Source organism: Apolloniradiicaulis salifontis (assembly GCF_053756655.1).
Genome location: NZ_CM132387.1, coordinates 968,992 through 989,392, shown reverse-complemented (window position 1 = coordinate 989,392; position 20,401 = coordinate 968,992). Strand labels below are relative to the sequence as shown.

Here is a 20,401-nt window from a genome sequence, read left to right as displayed (position 1 = left end):
CAGCCCGGTCTTCAAACCGGGCGCCGGCCCGCCGCATAGCGCGCCGAGAGCGCTTTCAGCATCCCCGCCGTCGCGCCCCAGATATAGCGCCCTTTCCACGGCATGGCGTAGTAGCGCCGAAGCATGCCGCGAAATTCGCGCTCCTCCAGGCGATGGTTAGCCGGATTCATCAGGAAGTCGAACGGCGTCTGGAAGATCTCCGCCACCTCGCCGGGATCGGGCTCGAACGCCAGCGGGCCTTCGGCGAGGCCCAGAAACGGCGTCACCTCATAGCCGGTCACCGTCTCATAGGCCTCCCAGCGCCCCAGCAGTGTGACCTGCGACGGATCGACGCCGATCTCCTCCCGGGTTTCGCGCAGCGCGCACTCGGCCAGCGTTTCGCGGCCCGCCATCTGGCGCCCGCCTGGAAAGCTCACCTGGCCGGCATGGGCCTGCAGATGGTCGGCGCGCAGGGTCAGGACCAGGCGCAGGCTCTCGCCCTCGCGCTCCAAAAGCGCCAGCACGGCGGCGGGCTTCAGCGTGCGTCCCGTGGGGGACGGCGCGCCGTTGAGATCGCCGTCACCGATGGCCGGCGGGCGCGAGCGGGCGTTCACCGGATCCAGCGCCGCCGACAGCCGCTTGATCACTGCGTCCGCGCTTTTGCTCTTCACCGGCTGCGTGCTCACGCTTTGGGCCCCAGCGCGAAGAACACGCCCCGGCTCCAGACGCCCATCATGGTCTCGCCGGTCACGGTCTCACCCTCCACGGCCAGCTCCGCCAGATCATAGAACGCCGCGCGCGTGATCAGCGCCTCCAGCCGGCCGCGCACATGCACATAGGGTTCCGGCTCGCCGTCTTCGCTCAATTCGATACGAAGCGGATGCTCGGGCCCTGCAACGATGAGATCATCCATATTGGTGGCGAAGGCGATGCGCTGATCGCGCCCCTCGCCTGCAGCGTCGATGCGCACCGCCACGAACGGCGCGGCCTCCACCTTGATGCGGATCTTCTCCACCGGGGTGACGAGATAGGTCTCCCCGTCCGCGTCCTTCCTGAGGATTCGCGCAAACAGGCGGACCAGCTTCTCGCGCCCGATGCGGGTTCCCTCGTGCCACCAGGAGCCGTCGCGGCGGATCACCATGTCCATCTCGCCGCAATACTCCGGCTCCCAGCGCTCCACCGGCGGATAGCCGCCTTCGCCCTTCGTGCTCTCCGCGGCGGCGAGCAGGGACTGCATTGCATTTTGGTCAGGTTGGGGTCCGGCCATGGACACCTCTCCTGGCTGCGGCCATGTTTGGCCAAGATCAGGTTAGCCATGGATGTAAGCCGATGAGCGCCGAGAAGAAAGCCGACACCGCCACCGAGGCGCGCGCCGACGCCGCCGCTGAGCGGTTGCAAACGGTCAAGACTTCGCTGGCCCGCGAGATCATCGGGCTGGATGAGGTGATCGAGCAGACCCTCGCCGTGGTGCTGTCGGGCGGGCACGCCCTGCTGGTGGGCGCGCCGGGCCTGGCCAAGACCCGCCTTGTCCACGCCGTCGCCAAGGTCACCGGCCTTGATGACAAGCGCGTGCAGTTCACCCCCGACCTCATGCCGGCCGATATTCTCGGCTCTGAGGTGCTTGAAGAAAGCGCCGGCGGCGAGCGCAGCTTCCGCTTCATCCCCGGCCCGGTCTTCTGCCGCCTGCTCATGGCCGACGAGATCAACCGGGCGAGCCCGCGCACCCAGGCGGCGCTGCTGCAGGCCATGCAGGAGGGCTTCGTCACCATCGCCGGCCAGCGCCACGACCTGCCCAAGCCCTTCCACGTTCTGGCCACCCAGAACCCGATCGAGCAGGAGGGCACCTATCCCCTGCCCGAAGCCCAGCTTGACCGCTTTTTGATGCAGATCGACGTGCCCTATCCCACGCGGAACGAGGAAAAGGCGATTCTACTGGCCACCACCGGGACGCAGGACGCCAGCGCCGAAACGATTCTCTCGCCGGACGAGGTCGCCGATCTGCAGCAGCTGGTGCGCGCCATGCCGGTGGGCGAGGAAGTGCTCTCGGCCGTGCTGGACCTCTTGGAACGCGCCCGCCCCGACCGCTCACAGGACGCCGAAGTGCGCGACGCCGTGGCCTGGGGCCCCGGCCCCCGCGCCGGCCAGGCGCTGGTGCTCGCCGTGCGGGCCCGCGCGCTTCTACAAGGCCGTCTGGCGCCCTCCACCGAGGACGTGGCCGCGCTGGCCGGTCCGGTGCTGAAACACCGCATGGCGGTGACCTTCGCCGCCAGAGCCGACGGCCTGTCGGTGGAAAAACTCATCGCGCGGCTGGCGAGCGAGGCGGCTCGATCCTCATGAGCTGCGGCTTCACGGCGTCGGCGGGGAGACACCCCCATGGCTGAGCCCCGCTTCACGCGTCTGCGCCGTAGCGCTGAACACGCGGCGTCGCGCTTTCCCGCGCTGCTGGCGGACTCAGAGCGCATCGCCGCGAGCGTCGCCCACGGCGTGCACGGGCGTCGCAAATCAGGGTCCGGGGAGACTTTCTGGGAATATCGCCACCACCGGCCCGAAGACGGCGCCCGCGGCGTAGACTGGCGCCGCTCGGCGCGCGGGGACCAGCTCTTCGTCCGCGAAACCGAATGGGAGGCGGCCAACGCCGTCCATTTGTGGCGCGACGGCGGGGCCGGCATGGAGGCGGGCTCGCCAGGCATCGCCTCCAAGCGCGACCGCGCGGCGGTCTGCCTCATCGCGGCGGCGAGCCTTCTGATTCGCGGCGGCGAGCGCGTCGCGGCGCTGGGCGAAACCGGACGCGCGCGCTCTGGCCGGGTGGGTCTGGAGCTCACAGGACGCGCCCTCGCCGACGGGCCGGGCGCGGTGAGCCATGTGGAGGCGCCGAACCTGCCGCGCCACGCCCGCGTGATTCTCGCCAGCGATTTTCTCGATCCGCCGGAGACCTGGGCCGCGCGCCTGTCTGCGCTTACAGGCTCCGGCGCTGGCGGCGCGCTGCTGCGGGTCATCGACCCGGCAGAGGAAGACTTTCCCTTCGAGGGCCGGACCCGCTTCAAGTCCGCAGGCGGCGGCGGGCCGCTGCTGTTTGGCCGCGCGCAGGACGCCCGCGCCGCCTATCGCCAGGCCTGGAGCGAGCATGGCGGCGCGCTCGCCGCCATCGCCCGCCGGTCCGGCTTCCAGCTTGTCACCCACCGCACCGACCGCCCGGCGGCCAACGCGGTGATGGCGCTCTATCAGGCGATCGCGGGAGACCGCTGACATGCTGAGTGCGCCATGCTGAGTTCGCTATGTTGAGTCTGGGACCCATCGCTTTCGGCGCGCCGTTCGCGCTCGCGGCGCTTCTGGCGCTGCCGCTTTTGTGGATGGTGCTGCGCGCCACGCCGCCGGCGCCGCGCGAGGTGATCTTTGCGCCGATCCGGCTTTTGCAGCGTATCGCCAAGACGCCTGAAAGCCCGCAGACGACGCCCTGGTGGGTCATTGTCTTGCGCCTACTCATGGCGGCGCTCGCCGTGCTGGCCCTGTCGCGCCCGGTCTGGCGGCCCGACCCGGCGAGCCTCACCGACGCGCCGCTTCTGGTGATCGCCGATGACAGCTGGGCGGGGGCGCAGGCCTGGCCCGCCATCGAAGACGCCGCCCGCACACGGCTGGAGGCGGCGCGCGCCGACGGGCGCGACGCGGCGCTTCTCCTCACCGCCGCCGGGCCGGACGCCGCGCCCCTGCGCTTTGACGACGCCAGCGAGGCGCTGGCGCGCCTCGCCGCCCACAAGCCCCGCAGCTGGCCAGCGGACCGCGCCCGAGCCGCCCAGCGCCTGGACACGGCCATGGCCGAAGACGGCGCGCCCCGCCGCCTGGATACGGTCTGGATCGCCGACGGGCTCTCCGGTGAGGGCGATGCAACCCTCGCCAGATTGGCGTCGAGCTATGGCGCGGTGCGCCTGCTGCTACCGCCGCCGCAGGAAAGCCTGCGCGCGCTCGCCGGCATCGAAGCGGTCTCCGACGGCTTCACCGCCATTGTTCGCCGGGTGGAGGGGGGGCAAGCCGCACCGGTCTCCGTCACCGCGCTCGCCGCCGACGGGCGCGCCATCGCGCGCGCCGAAGGCGCGTTCGAAGCCGGGGCGGTCGAGGCGCGCCTGACGGCGAGGCTGCCGCTGGACCTTCGAAACCGGATCTCGCGCGTCGCCATTGACGGCCCGGCCTCAGCCGGCGCCGTCCACCTCACCGGCGGCGGCTGGGCGCGGCCCCGCGTCGGCCTCGTGGACCCTGAAGGCGGGCGAGAAGGCCAGCCTTTGCTTTCCGATCAGCACTACGCCCGCGAGGCCTTGATCGGCGCGGCGGAGATCGTCACCGGCGATCTTGAAAGCGTGCTGGAGACCAACCCGGCTGCGCTGGTGCTCACCGATTCAGCCAACGCTGATGATCCGGCGCTGGAGACCTTCGTGCAGGAAGGCGGTCTGATCCTGCGCTTCGCCGGGCCGCGCCTTGCGGCGGGTCCAGGCGGCATGCTGCCCGTGCGCCTGCGTCAGGGCGGGCGCCTGTTCGGCAGCGCGATGGCCTGGGACGCGCCCCAGGGCCTCTCCCCCTTCCCCGACGACAGCCCCTTCGCCGGCCTCACCGCGCCGCAAGAGGCGCAGGTGGAGCGTCAGGTTCTAGCAGAGCCCGGTCCGGCGCTGGACGCCCGCGTCTGGGCCCGGCTTGAAGACGGAACGCCGCTTGTCACCGCCGAGCGGCGCGGAAACGGCTGGGTGGTGCTTTATCACGTCACCGCCGGGCCGAGCTGGTCGTCGCTGCCGCTCTCCGGCCTCTTCCCGGCCATGCTGGAGCGCACGCTGGCGCTCGCCGGCGGGTCCGACCCGCCCGCGCCGTCCGCCGGCGCCTGGCGGCTGGAACAGCTTTTGAGCGGCGATGGAACGCTGGTGGATTTCAATGGCGAGGCCGACGCCGTTCCCGCCGACGCCTTCGCCCAGGCGCGCGCCTCGGCGGCGACGCCGCCGGGGCTGTGGAGCCTCGGCGCGGCCAGCGCGGCGCTGAACGCCGTCCAGCCCGGCGACACGCTTGAACCCATGAGCCGCAGCCTGCCCGGCGCAGTGGTGGAGCGGCGCGGCGACATCCGGGAGGTCCGCTTCACCGGGCCGCTGCTGGCGCTGGCGCTGATCCTTCTGATCGCCGACACCCTGATCGCCCTGATGCTCGCCGGACGCATGCCGCGCTTTATCCGCTCTGCCGGCTCCGGCGCGGCGGCGTTACTGGCGGCGGTGCTGGGCGCGACCCTGTTGAATGACGGCGCGCACGCCCAAGAGAGCGAGGACCTCGCCCAGGCGCTGGAGGTGCGTCTGGGATATGTCATCACCGGCGATGCACGCACCGACGCCCTGTCGCGGGCGGGGCTCGCCGGATTGTCGCGCGAAAGCACGCGGCGCAGCGCGGTGGAGCCCGCCGAGCCGGTGGGCGTAAGCATCGAGCGCGACGAGATCCTGTTCTTCCCCATGCTCTACTGGCCGGTGACCGAGGATGCGCCCGCCCTCACAGAAGCGTCCGCGGCAAAAGTCTCGGCTTATCTGCAGGCGGGCGGGCTGATCGTTTTCGACACCCGCGACGGACGCCTTGAACGCCCGGGCGGCGCACCGCACCCTGGGCTGGTGCGCATTCTGGACGCCATCAGCCCGCCGCCGCTGCAGCCGATTCCCGACGACCACGTGCTGGGCCGCACATTCTATCTGCTCGATGATTTTCCCGGCCGCTATCCCGGCGGCGATGTGTGGGTGGAAGCCACGCCCGAGGGCAGCGCCCGCGACGGCGTCTCCGGCCTGGTGATCGGCTCGGCCGACTGGGCGTCGGCCTGGGCGGTGGATGAAACCGGACGCGCCCTGGCCCCGGTGGAAGGCGGCGAGTTCCAGCGCGAGCTGGCGATCCGCTTCGGGGTCAATCTGGCCATGTACGCGCTCACCGGAAACTACAAGGCCGATCAGGTCCATGTACCGGCCATTCTCGAACGCCTGGGTGAAGATCAATGAATGCGGCGAGCCTTGATCTTTCCCCGCTGATCGCGCCGGGGCTGATCGCCGCGCTGGCCATTCTGGCTGCGTTGGCGGGCGGGTTTGCGGCGGCGCGCGGCGGCCGCGGCTGGATCTTTCGCGGCCTCGCCGCGCTGCTGGGCCTCGCTGCACTCCTGAACCCCGCTCTGGTGCGCGAGCAGCGCGAGGCGCTGTCCGACATCGCGCTGGTGATCCGCGACGACAGCGCCTCCATGCAGATCGGCGAGCGCGCGACCCAGGCCGACGCCGCGCTCGACACGCTGCGCCGGGCCGCCGCCGACGATCCCTCGCTGGAGCTGGTGGAGGTGGCGGGCGGCCGCGCCGAGGACGGCACCCGCCTCACCGATCCCTTGCGCGAAGGCCTGGGGCGAATTCCGCGCGAACGCCTGGCCGGTGTCGTCGCCATCAGTGACGGGCAGATCCATGACGGGCCCCATGAGGCCGATGACTACGGTCTGGACGCCCCGGTCCATCACCTGCTCACCGGCGACCCGCAAGCCGGCGACCGCCGCCTTGTGGTGTCCGAAGCGCCCCGCTACGGCCTTGTGGGCGAGCCGGTGAGCTTCACCCTGCGCGTGGTGGACGAGACCGCGCCGGCCGGCACCGCCGAGGTCACCCTGTCTGTGGACGGCGGCGATCCCATCACCAGCCGGGTGCGCATCGGCGAGGACGTCACGGTGCGCGCGCCGCTGGCCAATCGCGGCCCCAACACCATCCAGCTGGAGGTGGAGCCCGGCCGCGAGGAGCTGTCGCTGATCAATAACCGCGCCGCGGTGAGCGTCACCGGCGTGCGCGACCGGCTGCGGGTCCTGCTGGTCACCGGCGAGCCCCATAACGGCGCGCGCGCCTGGCGCAATCTTCTTAAGTCCGATCCCAGCGTCGATCTGGTGCACTTCACGATTTTGCGCCCGCTGAACAAGGATGACAGCGTGCCCGCCGATGAGTTGGCGCTGATCGCCTTTCCCACCTTCGAACTGTTCCAGCTGCGCCTGAACGAGTTTGATCTGGTGATCTTCGACCGCTACCGGCGCCGGGGCATTCTGCGCCCGCTCTATTTCGACAATATCACCCGTTATGTGGAAGGCGGCGGGGCGCTTCTGGTGACCACCGGACCGCCCTTCGCCGGCCCGGAAAGCGTCGCGCGATCGCCCCTCGCCGCGGTGCTGCCGGCCACGCCCGACGGAACGATCCTGGAAGGCGCCTTCACCCCGCAGATCAGCGACGTGGGCGCGCGCCATCCGGTGACCGCGCCCATGGCGGGCGGCGAGGCGGGCTGGGGACCCTGGTACCGGCGCATCGGCGCGCGGGCGGTGGCCGGCGAGACCCTGCTGGAAAGCCCGGACGGTGAGCCTCTGCTCACCCTCGCCCGCGCCGGCGAAGGACGCGCCGCGATCCTGCTCTCCGACCAGGCCTGGCTCTGGGCCCGCGGCCACCAGGGCGGCGGTCCCCATGACGAACTGTTCCGGCGCGTCGCGCACTGGCTCATGGGCGAACCCGAGCTCGACGAGGAACGCCTTTCGGCGACGGTCTCCAATGGTGAACTGGAAGTGGTGCGCACCACGCTGGCCGACGACGCGCCGCCGCTGGAGATCGAGTGGCCGAGCGGCCGCACCGAGACCCTGGAGATGAACGGCTTCAGCACGGGGCGCTTCATTTCCACGACAAATTCCGACGAGCTCGGCCTCATCCGGCTGCGCTCCGGAGACCTCACCGCCGTGGTCAGTTCCGGGCCTTTGAACCCGCGCGAATTCGCCGATCTGCGCCCCGATCCGGACGGGCTCACTCAGCTGGTGGACGAGACCGGCGGCGGCGTTTTCCTGTTGAATAACAACGCTTCACCATCGGTACGCCGGATCTCCGAAGGGTCGTACGCCGCTGGCGGAGACTGGATGGGGCTGGAGCGCCGGGGCGCCTACCGGGTGATCAACGCCGAGCGCACCCCCCTGGCGCCGGGCCTGCTCATCGCCGCTCTCCTGCTGTCTCTCCTCGCCGGCGCCTGGCGCCGGGAGGGGCGCTGAGCGTTTCCTGACTGGAAAAACTCAACAGTCATAGCCTCCGCTTATACCCGGGCCTCTCCCCGCTTAGATCTAGCCCCAACACAGCAAACAGACGGGAGAGCGACATGATCGATCCACGCCCATTCGACAGCCTCGGCGCCTTTCGCACCGACTGGCTGAACGCAAAACACCATTTCACCTTCGGCGGCTATCACGATCCCAAGCGCATGGGATGGGGAAACCTAAGAGTCTGGAACGACGACGAAATCCAGCCCCAGACCGGATTTCCGCCGCATCCGCATCAGGAGATGGAGATCATCACCTATGTGCGCGACGGCGCCATCAGCCATGAAGACAGCCTGGGAAACAAAGGCCGCACGCTGGCCGGCGACGTGCAGGTGATGAGCGCGGGCTCCGGCGTCCGCCACGCCGAATTCAACAAGGAGGACGCCCTCACCCGGATCTTCCAGATCTGGATCCTGCCCGATGAACGCGGCGGCCAACCCTCTTGGGATGCGAGGGAATTTCCCAAGACCGGGCGGGAAAACGAGCTGGTCGTTTTGGCCTCGGGCCGCGCCGGAGACGAAGGCGCACTGCCGATCCGCGCCGATGCGCGCGTGCTCGGCGCCACGGTGACGGCAGGCTCCGAAGTCACCTACACGCTGGAGCCTGGCCGCCACGCCTATCTGGGGCTCGCCAAGGGCGCGGTGAAGGTCAACGGCGTCGCCCTGAACGCCCGCGACGGCGCCGCGATCAAGGACGAGGCGACGCTCACCATCACCGCCGGCGAAGATGCTGAAATCGTACTGGTGGACACAAGATAAGCCACCGCGTTAAGCGCATCTTCAAGCCCGCCGCGCTAGCTCGTGGCGGGCTTTTCCTTTGCTGACCGGAGTTAACCCATGGGCCGTCTCGCCACCGTGTTCACCGCGCTGATTGCGCTCATCGCTCTTCAGGGCTGCTTGGCCGCCACGGCGGTGGGCGTCGCTGCCGGCGCCGCCGGCGCCACGATCGGAGTGGCCGGCGATGTCGCCGAAGGCGCAGTGAAGATCGTCACCCCCGGCGGCGATGAAGACGACGAGGATGAAGACGGCGAACGCCGCGACTGACCGGTCGCACCGGCCGCGCCTTGAGCCGCGTCAGGGCGCCCCGATCAATTTATGGGTCTGGAGGCTGAGGCTCCATTTGGGATTTCGCAAACAGTAATCGAAGGCGGCTTTCGCGTTCTGCATCTGGTTCGGCCCGTCCATGGGCTGGAGGCGAAACTCGCGGAAGTCCAGATGCTCGAATCTGTCCGGCATGGCGTCGGCCTGGGGATAGACCAGCTTCAGCTCATGGCCTGCGGTCTGTTTCAGCGGCGCGCTGGATTTGGGGCTGACGCAGATCCAGTCGATTCCGGCCGGCGCCTCAATCGTGCCGTTGGTCTCCACTGCGATCTCGAAGCCTTCGCGGTGGAACGCCTCGATCAGGGTTGCGTCCAGCTGCAGCAGCGGCTCGCCGCCGGTCAACACCACACAAGGCCGCCCGCCGCCGGGCCAGAGGCCGAAGGCCGCCGCCGCCAGATCAGCCGCCTTGCGAAACTTGGCGCCGTTGACGCCGTCAGTTCCCACAAAGTCGGTGTCGCAGAAGGTGCAGACGGCGCTGGCGCGGTCCCGCTCCAGCCCGCTCCACAGATTGCAGCCGGAAAAGCGCACGAAAACTGCAGGCCGGCCCGTCTGGCCGCCCTCGCCCTGCACGGTGAGGAACATTTCCTTGACCGAATAGGTCATGCCCCACCCCGCCACTCAGCCCAGCCCGTGGCGCGCAGATCGCAGGCCGGGCAGTCGCCGCAGCCATAGCCCCAGGCGTGGCGATGCTCCCGGTCGCCGCGATAACAGGTGTGGCTCTCCTCCACGATGAGATCCACAAGCGCGTCGCCGCCCAGTTTGTGGGCGAGCGCCCAGGTCTCGGCCTTGGTCAGGTGCATGAGCGGGGTGTCGATCTGGACAGTTTCGTCGAGACCCAGAGAGATGGCGCGCTGCTGCGCCTTGATCGTCTGCTCGCGGCAATCAGGGTAGCCGGAAAAATCAGTTTGGCAGACGCCGGTGACCAGGTGCGGCGTGGCGCGGCGATAGGCGTGGGCGCCGGCAATGGTGAGGAAGACCAGATTGCGGCCCGGCACGAAGGTCGTGGGCAAGCCCTTCGCGCTCATGGCGAATTCGGCCTCGCGGGTGAGCGCGCTTTCAGCCAGCGCGCCATAACCGGATATGTCCACCACAACGTCCTCGCCAAGGCCCGCAGCCCAGTCGGGAAACGCGTCCATCATGGCGGTGCGTACACGCGTGCGCGCCTGCATCTCCACACCGTGGCGCTGGCCGTAGGCGAAGCCGATCGTCTCCACCCGCTCAAAGCGGGCCAGCGCCCAGGCAAGACACGTGGCGGAATCCTGGCCGCCTGAAAACAGCACCAGAGCCGCGTCGGATTTGAGGTGTTCGTTCATGGCGGGCTATATCCGCTCTTGAAGGCTGAGATGCAAGGAGTGCAAGGCGATGAGCGACATGGCGATCCTCTACACCACCTGGCCGGACGAGGAGAGCGCGGCGGCCGCCGCCGAGACGCTTCTGGACGAGCGGCTTATCGCGTGCGCGAACGTTATGGGACCCGCGCGATCCATCTTCCGCTGGAAAGGCGAGACCTGCCTGGAGTCCGAGACAGTGGTGCTGTTCAAGACCGGCGCGGCCCACGCCGGAACTGTTCGCGACCGGCTGATCGCCCTGCATCCCTACGAAGAACCCGCCATTGTACAGCTGGGCGTCGAGACCACCGGCACGTCGCCCGCCTTCGCCGCCTGGGTGGCGGCGGAAACGCCGGGTGCGGACTGAACCCGCCGGCCTCCCAGGGCCCCGGTTCGTGACAGAGCGGTGAAGTTTCGGTGAAACGCCGCTCCGGTTAACTCAAACGCAAGCGCCGGCGCGGCTTTCTTGATACCCGGGTTGGGGAGTTCCCACCTGGGTGTGGGAAGAATTTCATGAGCCGAACGGTCCGCTCTCTTTTGCAGGATGCGCCGCAACTTGACCCGATGACGACAGGGTCACAGGTCTACGATCTGTTCTCCGAGGACGCCGAACTGCTTGTATGCGCCGTCGTCCAGGACGGCAGGCCAATCGGTCTGGTGGCGCGCAACGTCTTTTTCCTGCGCATGGCGGACACTCACGGGCGCGCCTTGTTCGCCAAACGGCCGATCACCTTCATCATGGACAAGGATCCGCTCCTGGTGGAGAGCGATCATCTCGTGTCGGAGCTTTCGCGCCATATCCTCACCGACCGCAATTCGGCGCTGTTGGACGGCTTCATCATCACGCGGGACGGCGAGTACGCCGGCGTCGGCTCCGGCGTCAGCCTGATGAAAATGCTCCAGGCGGAAAGCGAGGAGCGTAACCGCAAGCTCGTCGCGCTGGCGGAGCAACTGGGCCGAGCGCGGATCGAGGCGCTGAGCGCAAACCAGGCGAAGAGTGAATTCCTGGCCACCATGAGCCACGAGATCCGCACGCCGCTCAACGGCGTTCTCGGAGTCGCGCAGCTGCTTCAGGAAAGCGGGCTGGATCCTAATCAGGCGCGCCTCGCCAAGACTATCCGAACCTCTGGGGAAGTGCTCCTGCGCCTCCTGAACGATGTGCTGGACCTGTCCAAGATCGAAGCCGGCAAGATGGACCTCGATCCGGTCCCGTTTGAGATCAACGAGCTGATCCAGTCCACGTTCTCACTCTGGCGCCCCCGGGCGGAGGAGCAGAACCTGGCGTTCAGCGTCGACTTCGACGGCGCGACCGGCACGCGCGTGGTCGGGGATCCCGTTCGCCTGAAGCAGGTCATTTTCAATTTCATCGGCAACGCCATCAAATTCACCGCCGAAGGATCCGTGCGAGCGCGCCTCAGCCTGACCGATATCGGTCCAAGCCGCACGGTTTTGCGCGTCGAAGTCGCCGACACCGGTTGCGGCGTCCCCACCGAGGCGCACGCCAAGCTCTTCACCGCATTCACCCAGGCCGACGGGGCGACCTCTCGCCGATACGGCGGCACCGGGCTCGGACTCGCCATTTGCAAGCGCCTCGTCGATCTCATGGGCGGCTCGATCGGCTTCGACAGCACGCCGGGTAAAGGCTCGACTTTCTGGTTTGAAGCGCCGCTGCAGCGGGCGGCGGCGGCCGACCCGTCCTCGCAAGCCGAGCTCCCAACCGATGCCGTGGTCGGGATCACGGGCGACGGTCCGCGTATCCTCGTCGCCGAAGACAACCCGATCAATCAGGAAGTCATCCTCGGATTTCTGAAGCTCAGGGGTTGGACATGCGATCTTGTTGCGGATGGCGTCCAGGCGCTCGCTGCAGTCCAGAGCGACCCTTATGACGTGGTGCTCATGGATGTCCAGATGCCCGGCATGGACGGCGTCGAGGCCACACGGCGAATACGCGCTCTTAAGACGCCTGCCTGCGACGTCTCGATCATCGCGCTAACCGCCAACGCGATGCGCGGGGATGAACACCGCTGTATTGAGGCGGGCATGGACGGCTATGTCGCAAAACCGATCGAGCGCGAGCGCTTGTTCGGCGAAATCGCACGGGTTCTGGCGCAGGGCTGCCGCGCCAGCGGTGCGGCTTGAGCGGCATCAGGCGATACGGCGCAGATTGGCCTGGGCCGCGGTGTCGTCTTTCAGCGCGGTGTTGAGCGCCTCCAGCAGAGCCTCGGCCGCCACCGGCGCGCGCACCAACGTCTCCATCGCGCCCGCCCGCACAGGCATGTCGAGACCGCGCGACAGACGCACCACCGGGGTCATCGCCGCCGTGGACGCCAGCGCCCGGATCTCGGCGGCCGCGTCTTCGATGTCGCCGTCGTCCAGAGCAAGGCCCAGAACCACCGCGTCATAGGCTGCGGCGCCCAGAGCTTCGACCATTTCACCGCTTGAAGTGGCGCAGGTGACAACGCAATTGAACGATTTGAGATAGCCCAGCAGAACCGAACGCCGCGCCGGATCGGTTTCGGCCACCAGCATGCGCAGGCGCCGCGCGTCCACGGTGAGCTGTTCGCCATCAGCGTATTTGTCGATCCGGCTGGACGGCTTGAGCCCCACTTCGAACCAGAACGTAGAGCCGGACCCGGCGGGCTTGTAGCCCACCTCGCCGTCCATCAGCCCGGCCAGACGCTTGCAAAGATGCAGGCCGAGCCCGGTGCCGGCCTCACGGATCGCGCTGTCCATCTTGTCTGACGCCAAGGCGTCGAACAGGTGGGCGCGCGCGGATTCGGGCACGCCGCACCCGGTGTCGCGCACCTGGAAGCGCAGACGCGCGGACCCGTTGTCGTGGGTGCGCGTGGTGACCGTGGCGACCACGCCGCCGGCGTCGGTGAAGCGCACCGCATTGGCGAGCAGGATGCGCGCAAGCTGCATCATCCGGTCGCCGTCGGCGCGCAACGCCATGTCAGCCTCGCCGGCGATCTGAACCTCAAAGGCGAGCCCCTTGGTGGAAGCGACCGGTTCGAACTGGGCGCGTGCGCGGTCGGCCAGAGAACGAGCCGTCACGTCCTCCAGCTCAAGCTCCAGGCGGCCGGCCTCGATACGTGAGACGTCAAGAACATCGGTGAGCAGGCGGTTGAGCTGCTCGCCGGATTCGCGGATGCGCAGAGCCATGCGGCGCTGCTCGCCGCCGGCCGCGGATTCCTCCAGCAGCTGGGCCATGCCCAGCACGCCGTTCAGCGGAGAGCGCAGCTCATGGCTCATATTGGCCAGCAAGGCGGCGCTGGCGCGGGCCTGCTCCTCGGCCTTGCGGGCGGCCTGGTCATTATGGTCGGCGAGCCTCGACATGGCCGCAGCCTGAGCCTCGGTGTGGCGGCGCGCCTCGTCCAGTTCGACATTGGCCTTGACCGCATCGGTCAGCGTGGAGGCGTAGGTCATGGTCAGCGAGTTCATCGCGAGGAAGAAGCCCACAAGCAGGGCCGCCACAAGAAGCCCTTCCCAGGTGCCGGTGAGCGCCAGCGACAGACCCCACAGCCCCAGCGCCGGAATTGTGTAGGCCAGCACGACACGGTGTTCGGCCGCGCTCGTCATGGCGGCGCCGGCGGCCATACCTGCGATCACCATCGCCACGGCGTTGCTCGCGATCACGGGCGCGTCCGGGCCGAGCAGGAACGGCGTCAGACCCCAGCACACGCCCACCACGCCGGATATAACGATATAGCCGGTGATCTCGCGGTCGGTGGGAACGCGGTCATCCTTGTGAGCGCGCCACATGGCGCCAAGGCGCAGGAGCGCCGCAAAACTGAGCACAACAAACCAGGCAGCGTGCATCACCATGTCCACATGGCCGATGAACAAAAAGCTCAAAAGCACCGCGTTGATGATGTTCAGCGGAACCGCGCGCAGAGCGCTGCGCGCCACAAGCAGCCGCTTTGTCCGGCGCGTTTCCGCCGCGACGGCTGCGCCTTCGTCTGTCTTGAACCCCATTACACACCCATCTTGCTGACCGCTTTTTGTGCGGTTCTATGGAGGTCAAACTGGCACACAGGTCTTAAAACGCGGTGGACGCGTCGTTCACCTTGTCGCAACGCCTCGCCTTCCCCATTGTTGGAGAGACCGAAATGTCAGGCTGTTCGCCGTCCTGTCCTGTGGAGACGCCCCTGTGATCGCCCCTTCGCGCCTCACCCCGCTGCATCTTGTACTGACCGCAGGCCTCGCCCTGGTTCTCGCCTCCTGCGGGCGCGACGCGGGCCCGGAGCCACAGGGCGCCGACACCGGCCTGGAGCGTGTGGATCCCTCCATCGAGGCGGAGCAGATCAGCTGGCGCGACCTGATGCCCGATGACGAGCTTGATGCGCTGGAAGCACTGAACGAAGGCCGGGCGGATCCCTCGCTTATGAGCCGGTTCACCGGCTCCAGCCCGGTGGAGAACCAGATCGGCACCTTCAATGTGGTGGAGGATCTGGCCGGCGCGGTGGTGCGCATGCCCGGCTATATCCTGCCGCTGGATTACGCCCAGCAAGGCTCGGCGCGCGAATTTCTGCTGCTGCCCTATCACGGGGCGTGCGTGCACTATCCGCCGCCGCCGCCGAACCAGATCGTCTATCTGAGAAGCCCCGACCCCATCGAGTACAGCTCCCTGTGGGAGCCGGTCTGGGTGGAGGGCCGCATGGAGATCGAGCGCGTCGACACTGAACTCGCTGCGGCGGCCTACACCCTGATCGTGCGTTCAGTCAGCGATTATCAGCCCTAGATCGGTTCTAGGGCGCCGTCGCCTCGTCGCCTTCGGGCAGGAGCGCGTTGCGGTACGCCCACACCGCTGCATCGACGTCCTGCGGCGAGGGAGCGCCCTCGGCCGGGCCGTCATATTCGCCCAGCGCGGCTTCCAGCGTCACCAGAAGATCCGATAGAGGGCCCGCGATCACTGGCATCGTCTCCATCAGTTCCTCACCGTTACGGCGGGCGTAAAACTGGACGGCGGCGTTGAAACCATAGGCGTCCAGCCACGACTCTCCGGCGAAACCCGCGGCGCTGGCGAAGCCGTATTGCAGGGCGGCGCGATCGGCCAGATCCAGAATCACCTCGCCGTCCACCTGGCCCTGGCTGGTGCGCGGCGCCGGCGCGGCGGCCGCGGTCTCGTCCAGCAGACGCAGAACCTCCTGGACCGCCTCGCGGATTTCGTCGTCGGAGGCTTCCTGGAAGTGCAGAACCGCGGCCCGGTTCATCTCCTCCATCATGGAAGGCGCGCCGCGCTCCACCGCCACCGGCTCGAAATCGACGTAGATTTCAGACACCGGGTGAGAGAACATCGCCGCGGCGGCTTGGCGCTCGCCCGCCTGCAAGGCCGCCAGCCCGGCCAGGTAGTGAGCGCGCATGACTTCGATCGCGGAGATATAAACCACCGGGTCTTCCACCGCGACGGAGGCGTCGATGCCAAACTCGCCGCCAGCCTCGCCGCCCTCTCCGCCCTCTCCGGCCTCGCCGCCCTCTTCAGCGAGCGCGGCCCCGGCGTTGGCGGCGCCGGGCTCTTCATCCGGGGTGCTCTGCGCGGTCTGGGCCGCCAAATCATTCCGGGCTGCCGGCTCGCCGCAGGCGCTCAGCGAGCCGGCTGCGATCGCCGCCAGGCTTGCGGTCCAGATCAGAGGCGATTTGCGGATGGCCATCGAGTTGTCCTTTGCTTGATGTCGCCCATGTGCTAGCGCGTCTGAGACTTAATCGCAAGAAGGGCTCATAATGCTCCATCGCCTCGCCGAAGTCCTGAACGCCGAGGCGCTGAATACGGTCCGCGATCTGGCCGCGGACCGATCAGCCTTCATCGACGGCGCCTCCACCGCCGGCGCCGCGGCGCGCGCGGTGAAGGCGAACCGCCAGATGGCGCCGGGCCCCAAGGCCGACACGATCCGGCGCCTGTGCGAAGCCGCGCTGAGCCGTCATGGCGTGTTTCAGGCCGCCGCCCAGCCCAAGCGCATCCTGCGGACCCTGATCAGCCTGTACGGTCCCGGCGAGACCTACGGGCTGCACGTGGACGACGCGATCATGGGCGGCGCGCGCAGCGATCTGTCGTTCACGCTCTTTCTAGCGGACCCCGAAGACTATAAGGGCGGGGAGCTGGCGCTACAGGATTCCTCGGGCGAGACCGAAATCAAGCTGTCGGCGGGCGACGCGGTGCTCTATCCCACCGGCGCGCTGCACCAGGTCAAGCCGGTGACCGGCGGCGAACGCCTGGCGGTGGTGGGCTGGGTGCGCAGCTATGTGCGCCGGGCTGATCAGCGCGAAATCCTGTTCGATCTGTCGCTTACCCTGAACGCGCTGCACGCCCGCGACGGCAAGAGCGCGGAGGTGGACCGGCTGATGAAGACGCGCACCAATCTGCTGCGCCAATGGGCGGAGGATTAGCCTGTCTTGTCCGGCTCGTGACCGCGGCTGAGTGCGCCATGGGGCGTCAGCGGCTCTCCGGGCGTGACCTGATAGCCGGCCCGGCGCAGATGCCGCGCCAGATCGCCCGCCGCCAGACGGCAGGCGTCCAGCCCACCCAGCCGCGTCCGCCAGGGCGACCGCCACAGCGCGTAGGCCAGGGCGTCACGCAGATCACTGTCTTGGTCGCTCATGGGGGCGCCTCGGTCGGGGTTGCGGAAGATCGACCACGAGAACATTTATAGAACAAAAAGACTGAGTTCAGCCAGCCCGGCGCCGCCCCGACCTGTGCATAAAAGGTGACAGGTGCTGCTTTGTGACCAAATCGTAACCCCTAAAGGCTTGGCCGGAGCGCCCGCCTCGCCCTAGGTTAGGCGCGTATGTTTGGGAGGGGAGCAAACCCATGACACAATATCGCAGCCGCTGGTTTGCGGCGCTGCTGGCGGCCGTGATGGTCGGATCGCCCGCGTTCGCGCAGGACGACGACAGCGACGAGGACGAAGACGAAGCCGAGGAAACGATCGAAACCTTCGTGGAGGATTTCGACGCGATTGAAGGCTTCTTCACCCTCTACCGCAATCCCGAAGACGGCGATCTCTTCATGGAGATCAGCGAGGACCAGCTCGGCGACGAGGTGATCTATTTCACCTACAGCGAGAACGGCGCTCCGCGCGTCGGCCATTTCCGCGGCCAGTTCCGCGCCAATGAAGTGCTGACCTTCACCAAGCGCTATGGCGAGATCGAGATCGCGGCGCAGAACACCAACTTCTCCTTTGACGCAGATAACGCCCTTTCGCGCGCGTCGGAAGCCAACATCACCCGCGCCCCGCTGGCCTTGCTGGAGATCGAGGCGGAGACGCCCGCATCCGGTGAAGGCGAAGAGGCGACCCCGGCGCGCTATCTAATCAATGTGGGCGACCTTCTCAAAGGCGAGGATCTGCACCAGATCAAGCCGACCGCGCCGCGCGGACCCGGCGCTGAAAACGCGTTCGGCCTGGGCCGGCTGCAGTCTGGCCAGACCCGCATCACCGATGTGCGCTCTTACCCGGAGAACACCGACGTGGTGGTGGAGTATGTCTACCAGGAGAGCAGCCCGAGCAATCGCGGCGGGCCCGAGATCACCGACGCGCGTTCGGTTGCGGTGCTTCTGCAGCACTCCTTCGTGGCCATGCCCGAAGAGGGTTTCGAGCCCCGGGCTGATGATTTCCGCGTCGGCTATTTCGGCCAGCGCGTGACCAATCTCACCGACACCACGATCACGCCCTATGACGACGTGATCAATCGCTGGCGCCTGGTGAAGCAGGACCCGGACGCGGAGCTTTCCGATCCGGTGGAGCCCATCGTGTGGTGGATCGAAAACACCACGCCGGTGGAGCTTCGCGACACCATTCGCGACGCGGCGCTGACCTGGAACCAGGCGTTCGAGGCGGCCGGTTTCTCCAACGCGGTTGAAGTGCGCGTGCAGCCCGACGACGCCGACTGGGACGCCGGCGACATCCGCTACAACGTGCTGCGCTGGACCTCCTCACCCACCCCGCCCTTCGGCGGCTACGGGCCGAGCTTCACCAATCCGCGCACCGGCGAAATCATCGGTGCGGACATCATGCTGGAATACGTCTTCCTGACGAACCGCATCCGCTATTCGGAGCTGTTCGACGTGGCGGGCCTGTCCGCCTGGCTGCCGGCCGACCAGATGGCCGAGCTCACCGGCGAACCGCAACACATGTTCGAACACGACCACGAAAACGGCGCGATGTGCAATTTCGCCGAACATCTCCAGTTTGAAACCCAGGCCGGCCTCGCAACGCTGCAGGCCCAGGGCGCGAGCACCGTGGAGATGGACGAGCTGATCCGTCAGTCCCTGCACTATCTCGTCATTCACGAGATCGGTCACACGCTGGGCCTGATGCACAATATGGGCGCGAGCTCGGGCGTGAGCCTGGACGAGCTGGCCCAGGGCGAGACCGTCACCAACTCCATCATGGACTATCCGGCGCTGAACCTGCCGGCGGAGCTGAGCGACACCGTGCAGTATTCCCAGGAAATCCCGGGGGCGTACGACATCTGGGCGATTCAGTACGGCTACACGCCGGACGAAGCCGGCCTGCCGCAGCTCCTCGCGCGCTCCACCGAGCGTGAGCTGTTCCTGGGCAATGACGCCGACGATATGCGCGCGCCGGGCCGTCATATCGACCCGCGGGTGATGATCAACGACCTCTCCGACGATCCCGTGAGCTGGGCCCAGGGGCGCGTGGCTCTCATGAACGAGACCATCGCGGCGCTGCCGGAGACGACCGTTAAAGAGGGTGAAACCTATCAGACCCTGCTCACCAGCTATCTGATCCTGTCAGGGCAGCGCTTTGGCGCGGCCAACGTGGCCAGCCGCCATGTGGGCGGGATCTACAACAACCGCGCCGTGGTCGGTCAGGAGGGCGCACAGACGCCCTTCGTGCCGGTCCCGCGCGAGAAGCAGGAGCAGGCGCTGGAGGTTCTCGAAGCCGCCGTGTTCGGTCCGGAGGCCTTCACTGTCGAGGAGGCTTTCGCCGATCGCCTGCAGCGTCAGCGGCGCCTCTTCGATCACTTCCCGACCGATGAAGACCCGTCCCTGCACGAGCGCGCCTACGCCCAGCAAATGGCCATCATGGCCCATCTGCTGCACCCCAACGTGCTCGACCGCATGGGCGATGCGTCGCGCTATGGCGGTGATTATGCGCCGGCCGAATACCTGCAGGATCTCACCGAGATCGTATATGCGGCCGACGTGCGCGGGGAGCCGAACACCTACCGGCAGAACCTGCAGATCGCTTATCTGCAGCAGCTGGCCTCCATCGCCAGCCCGTCCAGCCCCTATGCCCCGTTCGCGCGGTCGGCGGCTCTGGCCTCGATCAACGACATCAAGGGCTGGGTGGGCCCGGACTGGATGCCCGACCTGATGGGCTCGCGTGAAGCCCGCGCCCACCGCGCCCACCTTCGCGCGCTGATCAAGGCGTTTGAAGGCTAGACGCACTTAACAAGCCTGAACACGAAGCCGCCCCTTCCGGAAAACGGGAGGGGCGGTTTTCGTTGGCGCCTAACCTGTGCTGCTCCAACAGGCCGTGGAGCGCTCGCCGGTCGACGCCTAGCCCGACGCAACTCTCTAAGAAGAATTCTCTCAGGCGAATTTATAATTCGAATTTATTTTTAATTGTATTCGGGTTTAATGGCGGTTCTGCTTTGATGGACAGGCGGAAGCGTCATAACCATGAAAGGATCTTGCAAAATGAAAAGCTTCTTACAGCGTAAGCATGAACAGACCCAGCAATCTCTGCGCGAAATTGATCCGGTCGAATTCGCTCGCATCACCGGCGGCAACGGCCAGTTCGCCGATCAGTTAGGCGACGACAGTTGCAAGAATGCACGACCACCCCGACATCGACCATCACGCCAAACGGGGACGGCAGCTGCTGCACCCCGGACTGCGTCGACTAAACCAACGGCGATGGCGCCGGGCCGCTTCGGCCTGGCGCGTC

General features: G+C 67.5%; 18 protein-coding genes. 11 read left to right on the top strand and 7 right to left on the bottom strand.

What is annotated here, in order from left to right:
• Positions 1-11: 11 nt before the first annotated feature.
• Both ACWCOP_RS04780 and ACWCOP_RS04775 read right to left on the bottom strand, forming a co-directional pair.
• Positions 12-665: an NUDIX hydrolase gene (locus ACWCOP_RS04780; protein ID WP_478250080.1), complete on the bottom strand. Its 654-nt coding sequence runs from the start codon at positions 663-665 to the stop codon at positions 12-14.
• Positions 662-1,246, bottom strand: a complete 585-nt coding sequence (locus ACWCOP_RS04775) for a DUF1285 domain-containing protein (protein WP_478250079.1) — start codon at positions 1,244-1,246, stop codon at positions 662-664. The genes ACWCOP_RS04780 and ACWCOP_RS04775 overlap by 4 nt, the downstream gene beginning before the upstream one ends.
• 62 nt (positions 1,247-1,308) lie before the next feature.
• Between ACWCOP_RS04775 and ACWCOP_RS04770 the strand changes: the two genes are divergently transcribed.
• From ACWCOP_RS04770 to ACWCOP_RS04745, 6 genes are all read left to right on the top strand, one after another.
• Positions 1,309-2,316, top strand: a complete 1,008-nt coding sequence (locus ACWCOP_RS04770; protein ID WP_478250078.1) for an AAA family ATPase — start codon at positions 1,309-1,311, stop codon at positions 2,314-2,316.
• Positions 2,317-2,352: 36 nt separating this feature from the next.
• Positions 2,353-3,225 carry a DUF58 domain-containing protein gene (locus ACWCOP_RS04765; protein ID WP_478250077.1) on the top strand — a complete coding sequence of 291 codons (873 nt, stop codon included), beginning with the start codon at positions 2,353-2,355 and terminating at the stop codon, positions 3,223-3,225.
• Positions 3,226-3,254: 29 nt separating this feature from the next.
• Positions 3,255-5,978, top strand: coding sequence for a DUF4159 domain-containing protein (locus tag ACWCOP_RS04760; RefSeq protein ID WP_478250076.1), 2,724 nt, complete (start codon positions 3,255-3,257; stop codon positions 5,976-5,978).
• Entirely contained in the window at positions 5,975-8,017 is a 2,043-nt protein-coding gene (locus ACWCOP_RS04755) for a hypothetical protein (protein ID WP_478250075.1), read from the top strand. The genes ACWCOP_RS04760 and ACWCOP_RS04755 overlap by 4 nt, the downstream gene beginning before the upstream one ends.
• Before the next feature lie 104 nt (positions 8,018-8,121).
• The gene (locus ACWCOP_RS04750; RefSeq protein WP_478250074.1) at positions 8,122-8,820 is read left to right on the top strand and encodes a pirin family protein; all 699 of its coding nucleotides are present in this window, start codon (positions 8,122-8,124) and stop codon (positions 8,818-8,820) included.
• Between the two features lie 78 nt (positions 8,821-8,898).
• A complete protein-coding gene (locus ACWCOP_RS04745) occupies positions 8,899-9,105 on the top strand; it encodes a hypothetical protein (RefSeq protein ID WP_478250073.1) in 207 nt (68 codons plus the stop codon).
• 30 nt (positions 9,106-9,135) lie between these two features.
• Here ACWCOP_RS04745 and queE read toward each other — a convergent pair whose 3' ends face one another.
• Together queE and queC are read right to left on the bottom strand one after the other, a co-directional pair.
• A complete protein-coding gene (queE, locus tag ACWCOP_RS04740) occupies positions 9,136-9,765 on the bottom strand; it encodes a 7-carboxy-7-deazaguanine synthase (RefSeq protein WP_478250072.1) in 630 nt (209 codons plus the stop codon).
• Positions 9,762-10,475 carry a 7-cyano-7-deazaguanine synthase QueC gene (gene queC / locus ACWCOP_RS04735; RefSeq protein ID WP_478250071.1) on the bottom strand — a complete coding sequence of 238 codons (714 nt, stop codon included), beginning with the start codon at positions 10,473-10,475 and terminating at the stop codon, positions 9,762-9,764. The genes queE and queC overlap by 4 nt, the downstream gene beginning before the upstream one ends.
• 49 nt (positions 10,476-10,524) lie before the next feature.
• Between queC and cutA the strand changes: the two genes are divergently transcribed.
• Together cutA and ACWCOP_RS04725 are read left to right on the top strand one after the other, a co-directional pair.
• Positions 10,525-10,857 carry a divalent-cation tolerance protein CutA gene (gene cutA, locus ACWCOP_RS04730; protein ID WP_478250070.1) on the top strand — a complete coding sequence of 111 codons (333 nt, stop codon included), beginning with the start codon at positions 10,525-10,527 and terminating at the stop codon, positions 10,855-10,857.
• 146 nt (positions 10,858-11,003) lie between these two features.
• Positions 11,004-12,629: an ATP-binding protein gene (locus tag ACWCOP_RS04725; RefSeq protein WP_478250069.1), complete on the top strand. Its 1,626-nt coding sequence runs from the start codon at positions 11,004-11,006 to the stop codon at positions 12,627-12,629.
• A 6-nt stretch (positions 12,630-12,635) separates the two neighbouring features.
• Here the strand turns inward: ACWCOP_RS04725 and ACWCOP_RS04720 are convergent, their stop codons facing one another.
• Complete coding sequence (locus ACWCOP_RS04720) at positions 12,636-14,465, bottom strand: ATP-binding response regulator (RefSeq protein WP_478250068.1); 1,830 nt, start codon at positions 14,463-14,465, stop codon at positions 12,636-12,638.
• A gap of 175 nt (positions 14,466-14,640) precedes the next feature.
• On the opposite strand from ACWCOP_RS04720, the gene ACWCOP_RS04715 reads away from it, so the two are divergent.
• Entirely contained in the window at positions 14,641-15,231 is a 591-nt protein-coding gene (locus tag ACWCOP_RS04715) for a DUF3299 domain-containing protein (protein WP_478250067.1), read from the top strand.
• Positions 15,232-15,238: 7 nt separating this feature from the next.
• On the opposite strand, the gene ACWCOP_RS04710 is transcribed toward ACWCOP_RS04715, so the two are convergent.
• Positions 15,239-16,141: a hypothetical protein gene (locus ACWCOP_RS04710; RefSeq protein WP_478250066.1), complete on the bottom strand. Its 903-nt coding sequence runs from the start codon at positions 16,139-16,141 to the stop codon at positions 15,239-15,241.
• 70 nt (positions 16,142-16,211) lie between these two features.
• Here ACWCOP_RS04710 and ACWCOP_RS04705 point away from each other — a divergent pair, with 70 nt between their 5' ends.
• Complete coding sequence (locus ACWCOP_RS04705) at positions 16,212-16,874, top strand: Fe2+-dependent dioxygenase (protein ID WP_478250065.1); 663 nt, start codon at positions 16,212-16,214, stop codon at positions 16,872-16,874.
• On the opposite strand, the gene ACWCOP_RS04700 is transcribed toward ACWCOP_RS04705, so the two are convergent.
• Positions 16,871-17,086, bottom strand: coding sequence for a hypothetical protein (locus ACWCOP_RS04700; RefSeq protein ID WP_478250064.1), 216 nt, complete (start codon positions 17,084-17,086; stop codon positions 16,871-16,873). The genes ACWCOP_RS04705 and ACWCOP_RS04700 overlap by 4 nt on opposite strands.
• A gap of 209 nt (positions 17,087-17,295) precedes the next feature.
• On the opposite strand from ACWCOP_RS04700, the gene ACWCOP_RS04695 reads away from it, so the two are divergent.
• Positions 17,296-19,893, top strand: a complete 2,598-nt coding sequence (locus tag ACWCOP_RS04695; RefSeq protein ID WP_478250063.1) for a zinc-dependent metalloprotease — start codon at positions 17,296-17,298, stop codon at positions 19,891-19,893.
• The last annotated feature ends 508 nt before the right edge of the window (positions 19,894-20,401 follow it).

Coding starts and splice junctions, on each gene's coding strand:
- ACWCOP_RS04775 (WP_478250079.1), bottom strand. CDS start 1,246: ATGGCCGGACCCCAACCTGACCAAAATGCAATGCAGTCCCTGCTCGCC.
- ACWCOP_RS04770 (WP_478250078.1), top strand. CDS start 1,309: ATGAGCGCCGAGAAGAAAGCCGACACCGCCACCGAGGCGCGCGCCGAC.
- ACWCOP_RS04765 (WP_478250077.1), top strand. CDS start 2,353: ATGGCTGAGCCCCGCTTCACGCGTCTGCGCCGTAGCGCTGAACACGCG.
- ACWCOP_RS04760 (WP_478250076.1), top strand. CDS start 3,255: ATGTTGAGTCTGGGACCCATCGCTTTCGGCGCGCCGTTCGCGCTCGCG.
- ACWCOP_RS04755 (WP_478250075.1), top strand. CDS start 5,975: ATGAATGCGGCGAGCCTTGATCTTTCCCCGCTGATCGCGCCGGGGCTG.
- ACWCOP_RS04750 (WP_478250074.1), top strand. CDS start 8,122: ATGATCGATCCACGCCCATTCGACAGCCTCGGCGCCTTTCGCACCGAC.
- ACWCOP_RS04745 (WP_478250073.1), top strand. CDS start 8,899: ATGGGCCGTCTCGCCACCGTGTTCACCGCGCTGATTGCGCTCATCGCT.
- queE (WP_478250072.1), bottom strand. CDS start 9,765: ATGACCTATTCGGTCAAGGAAATGTTCCTCACCGTGCAGGGCGAGGGC.
- queC (WP_478250071.1), bottom strand. CDS start 10,475: ATGAACGAACACCTCAAATCCGACGCGGCTCTGGTGCTGTTTTCAGGC.
- cutA (WP_478250070.1), top strand. CDS start 10,525: ATGAGCGACATGGCGATCCTCTACACCACCTGGCCGGACGAGGAGAGC.
- ACWCOP_RS04725 (WP_478250069.1), top strand. CDS start 11,004: ATGAGCCGAACGGTCCGCTCTCTTTTGCAGGATGCGCCGCAACTTGAC.
- ACWCOP_RS04720 (WP_478250068.1), bottom strand. CDS start 14,465: ATGGGGTTCAAGACAGACGAAGGCGCAGCCGTCGCGGCGGAAACGCGC.
- ACWCOP_RS04710 (WP_478250066.1), bottom strand. CDS start 16,141: ATGGCCATCCGCAAATCGCCTCTGATCTGGACCGCAAGCCTGGCGGCG.
- ACWCOP_RS04705 (WP_478250065.1), top strand. CDS start 16,212: ATGCTCCATCGCCTCGCCGAAGTCCTGAACGCCGAGGCGCTGAATACG.
- ACWCOP_RS04700 (WP_478250064.1), bottom strand. CDS start 17,086: ATGAGCGACCAAGACAGTGATCTGCGTGACGCCCTGGCCTACGCGCTG.
- ACWCOP_RS04695 (WP_478250063.1), top strand. CDS start 17,296: ATGACACAATATCGCAGCCGCTGGTTTGCGGCGCTGCTGGCGGCCGTG.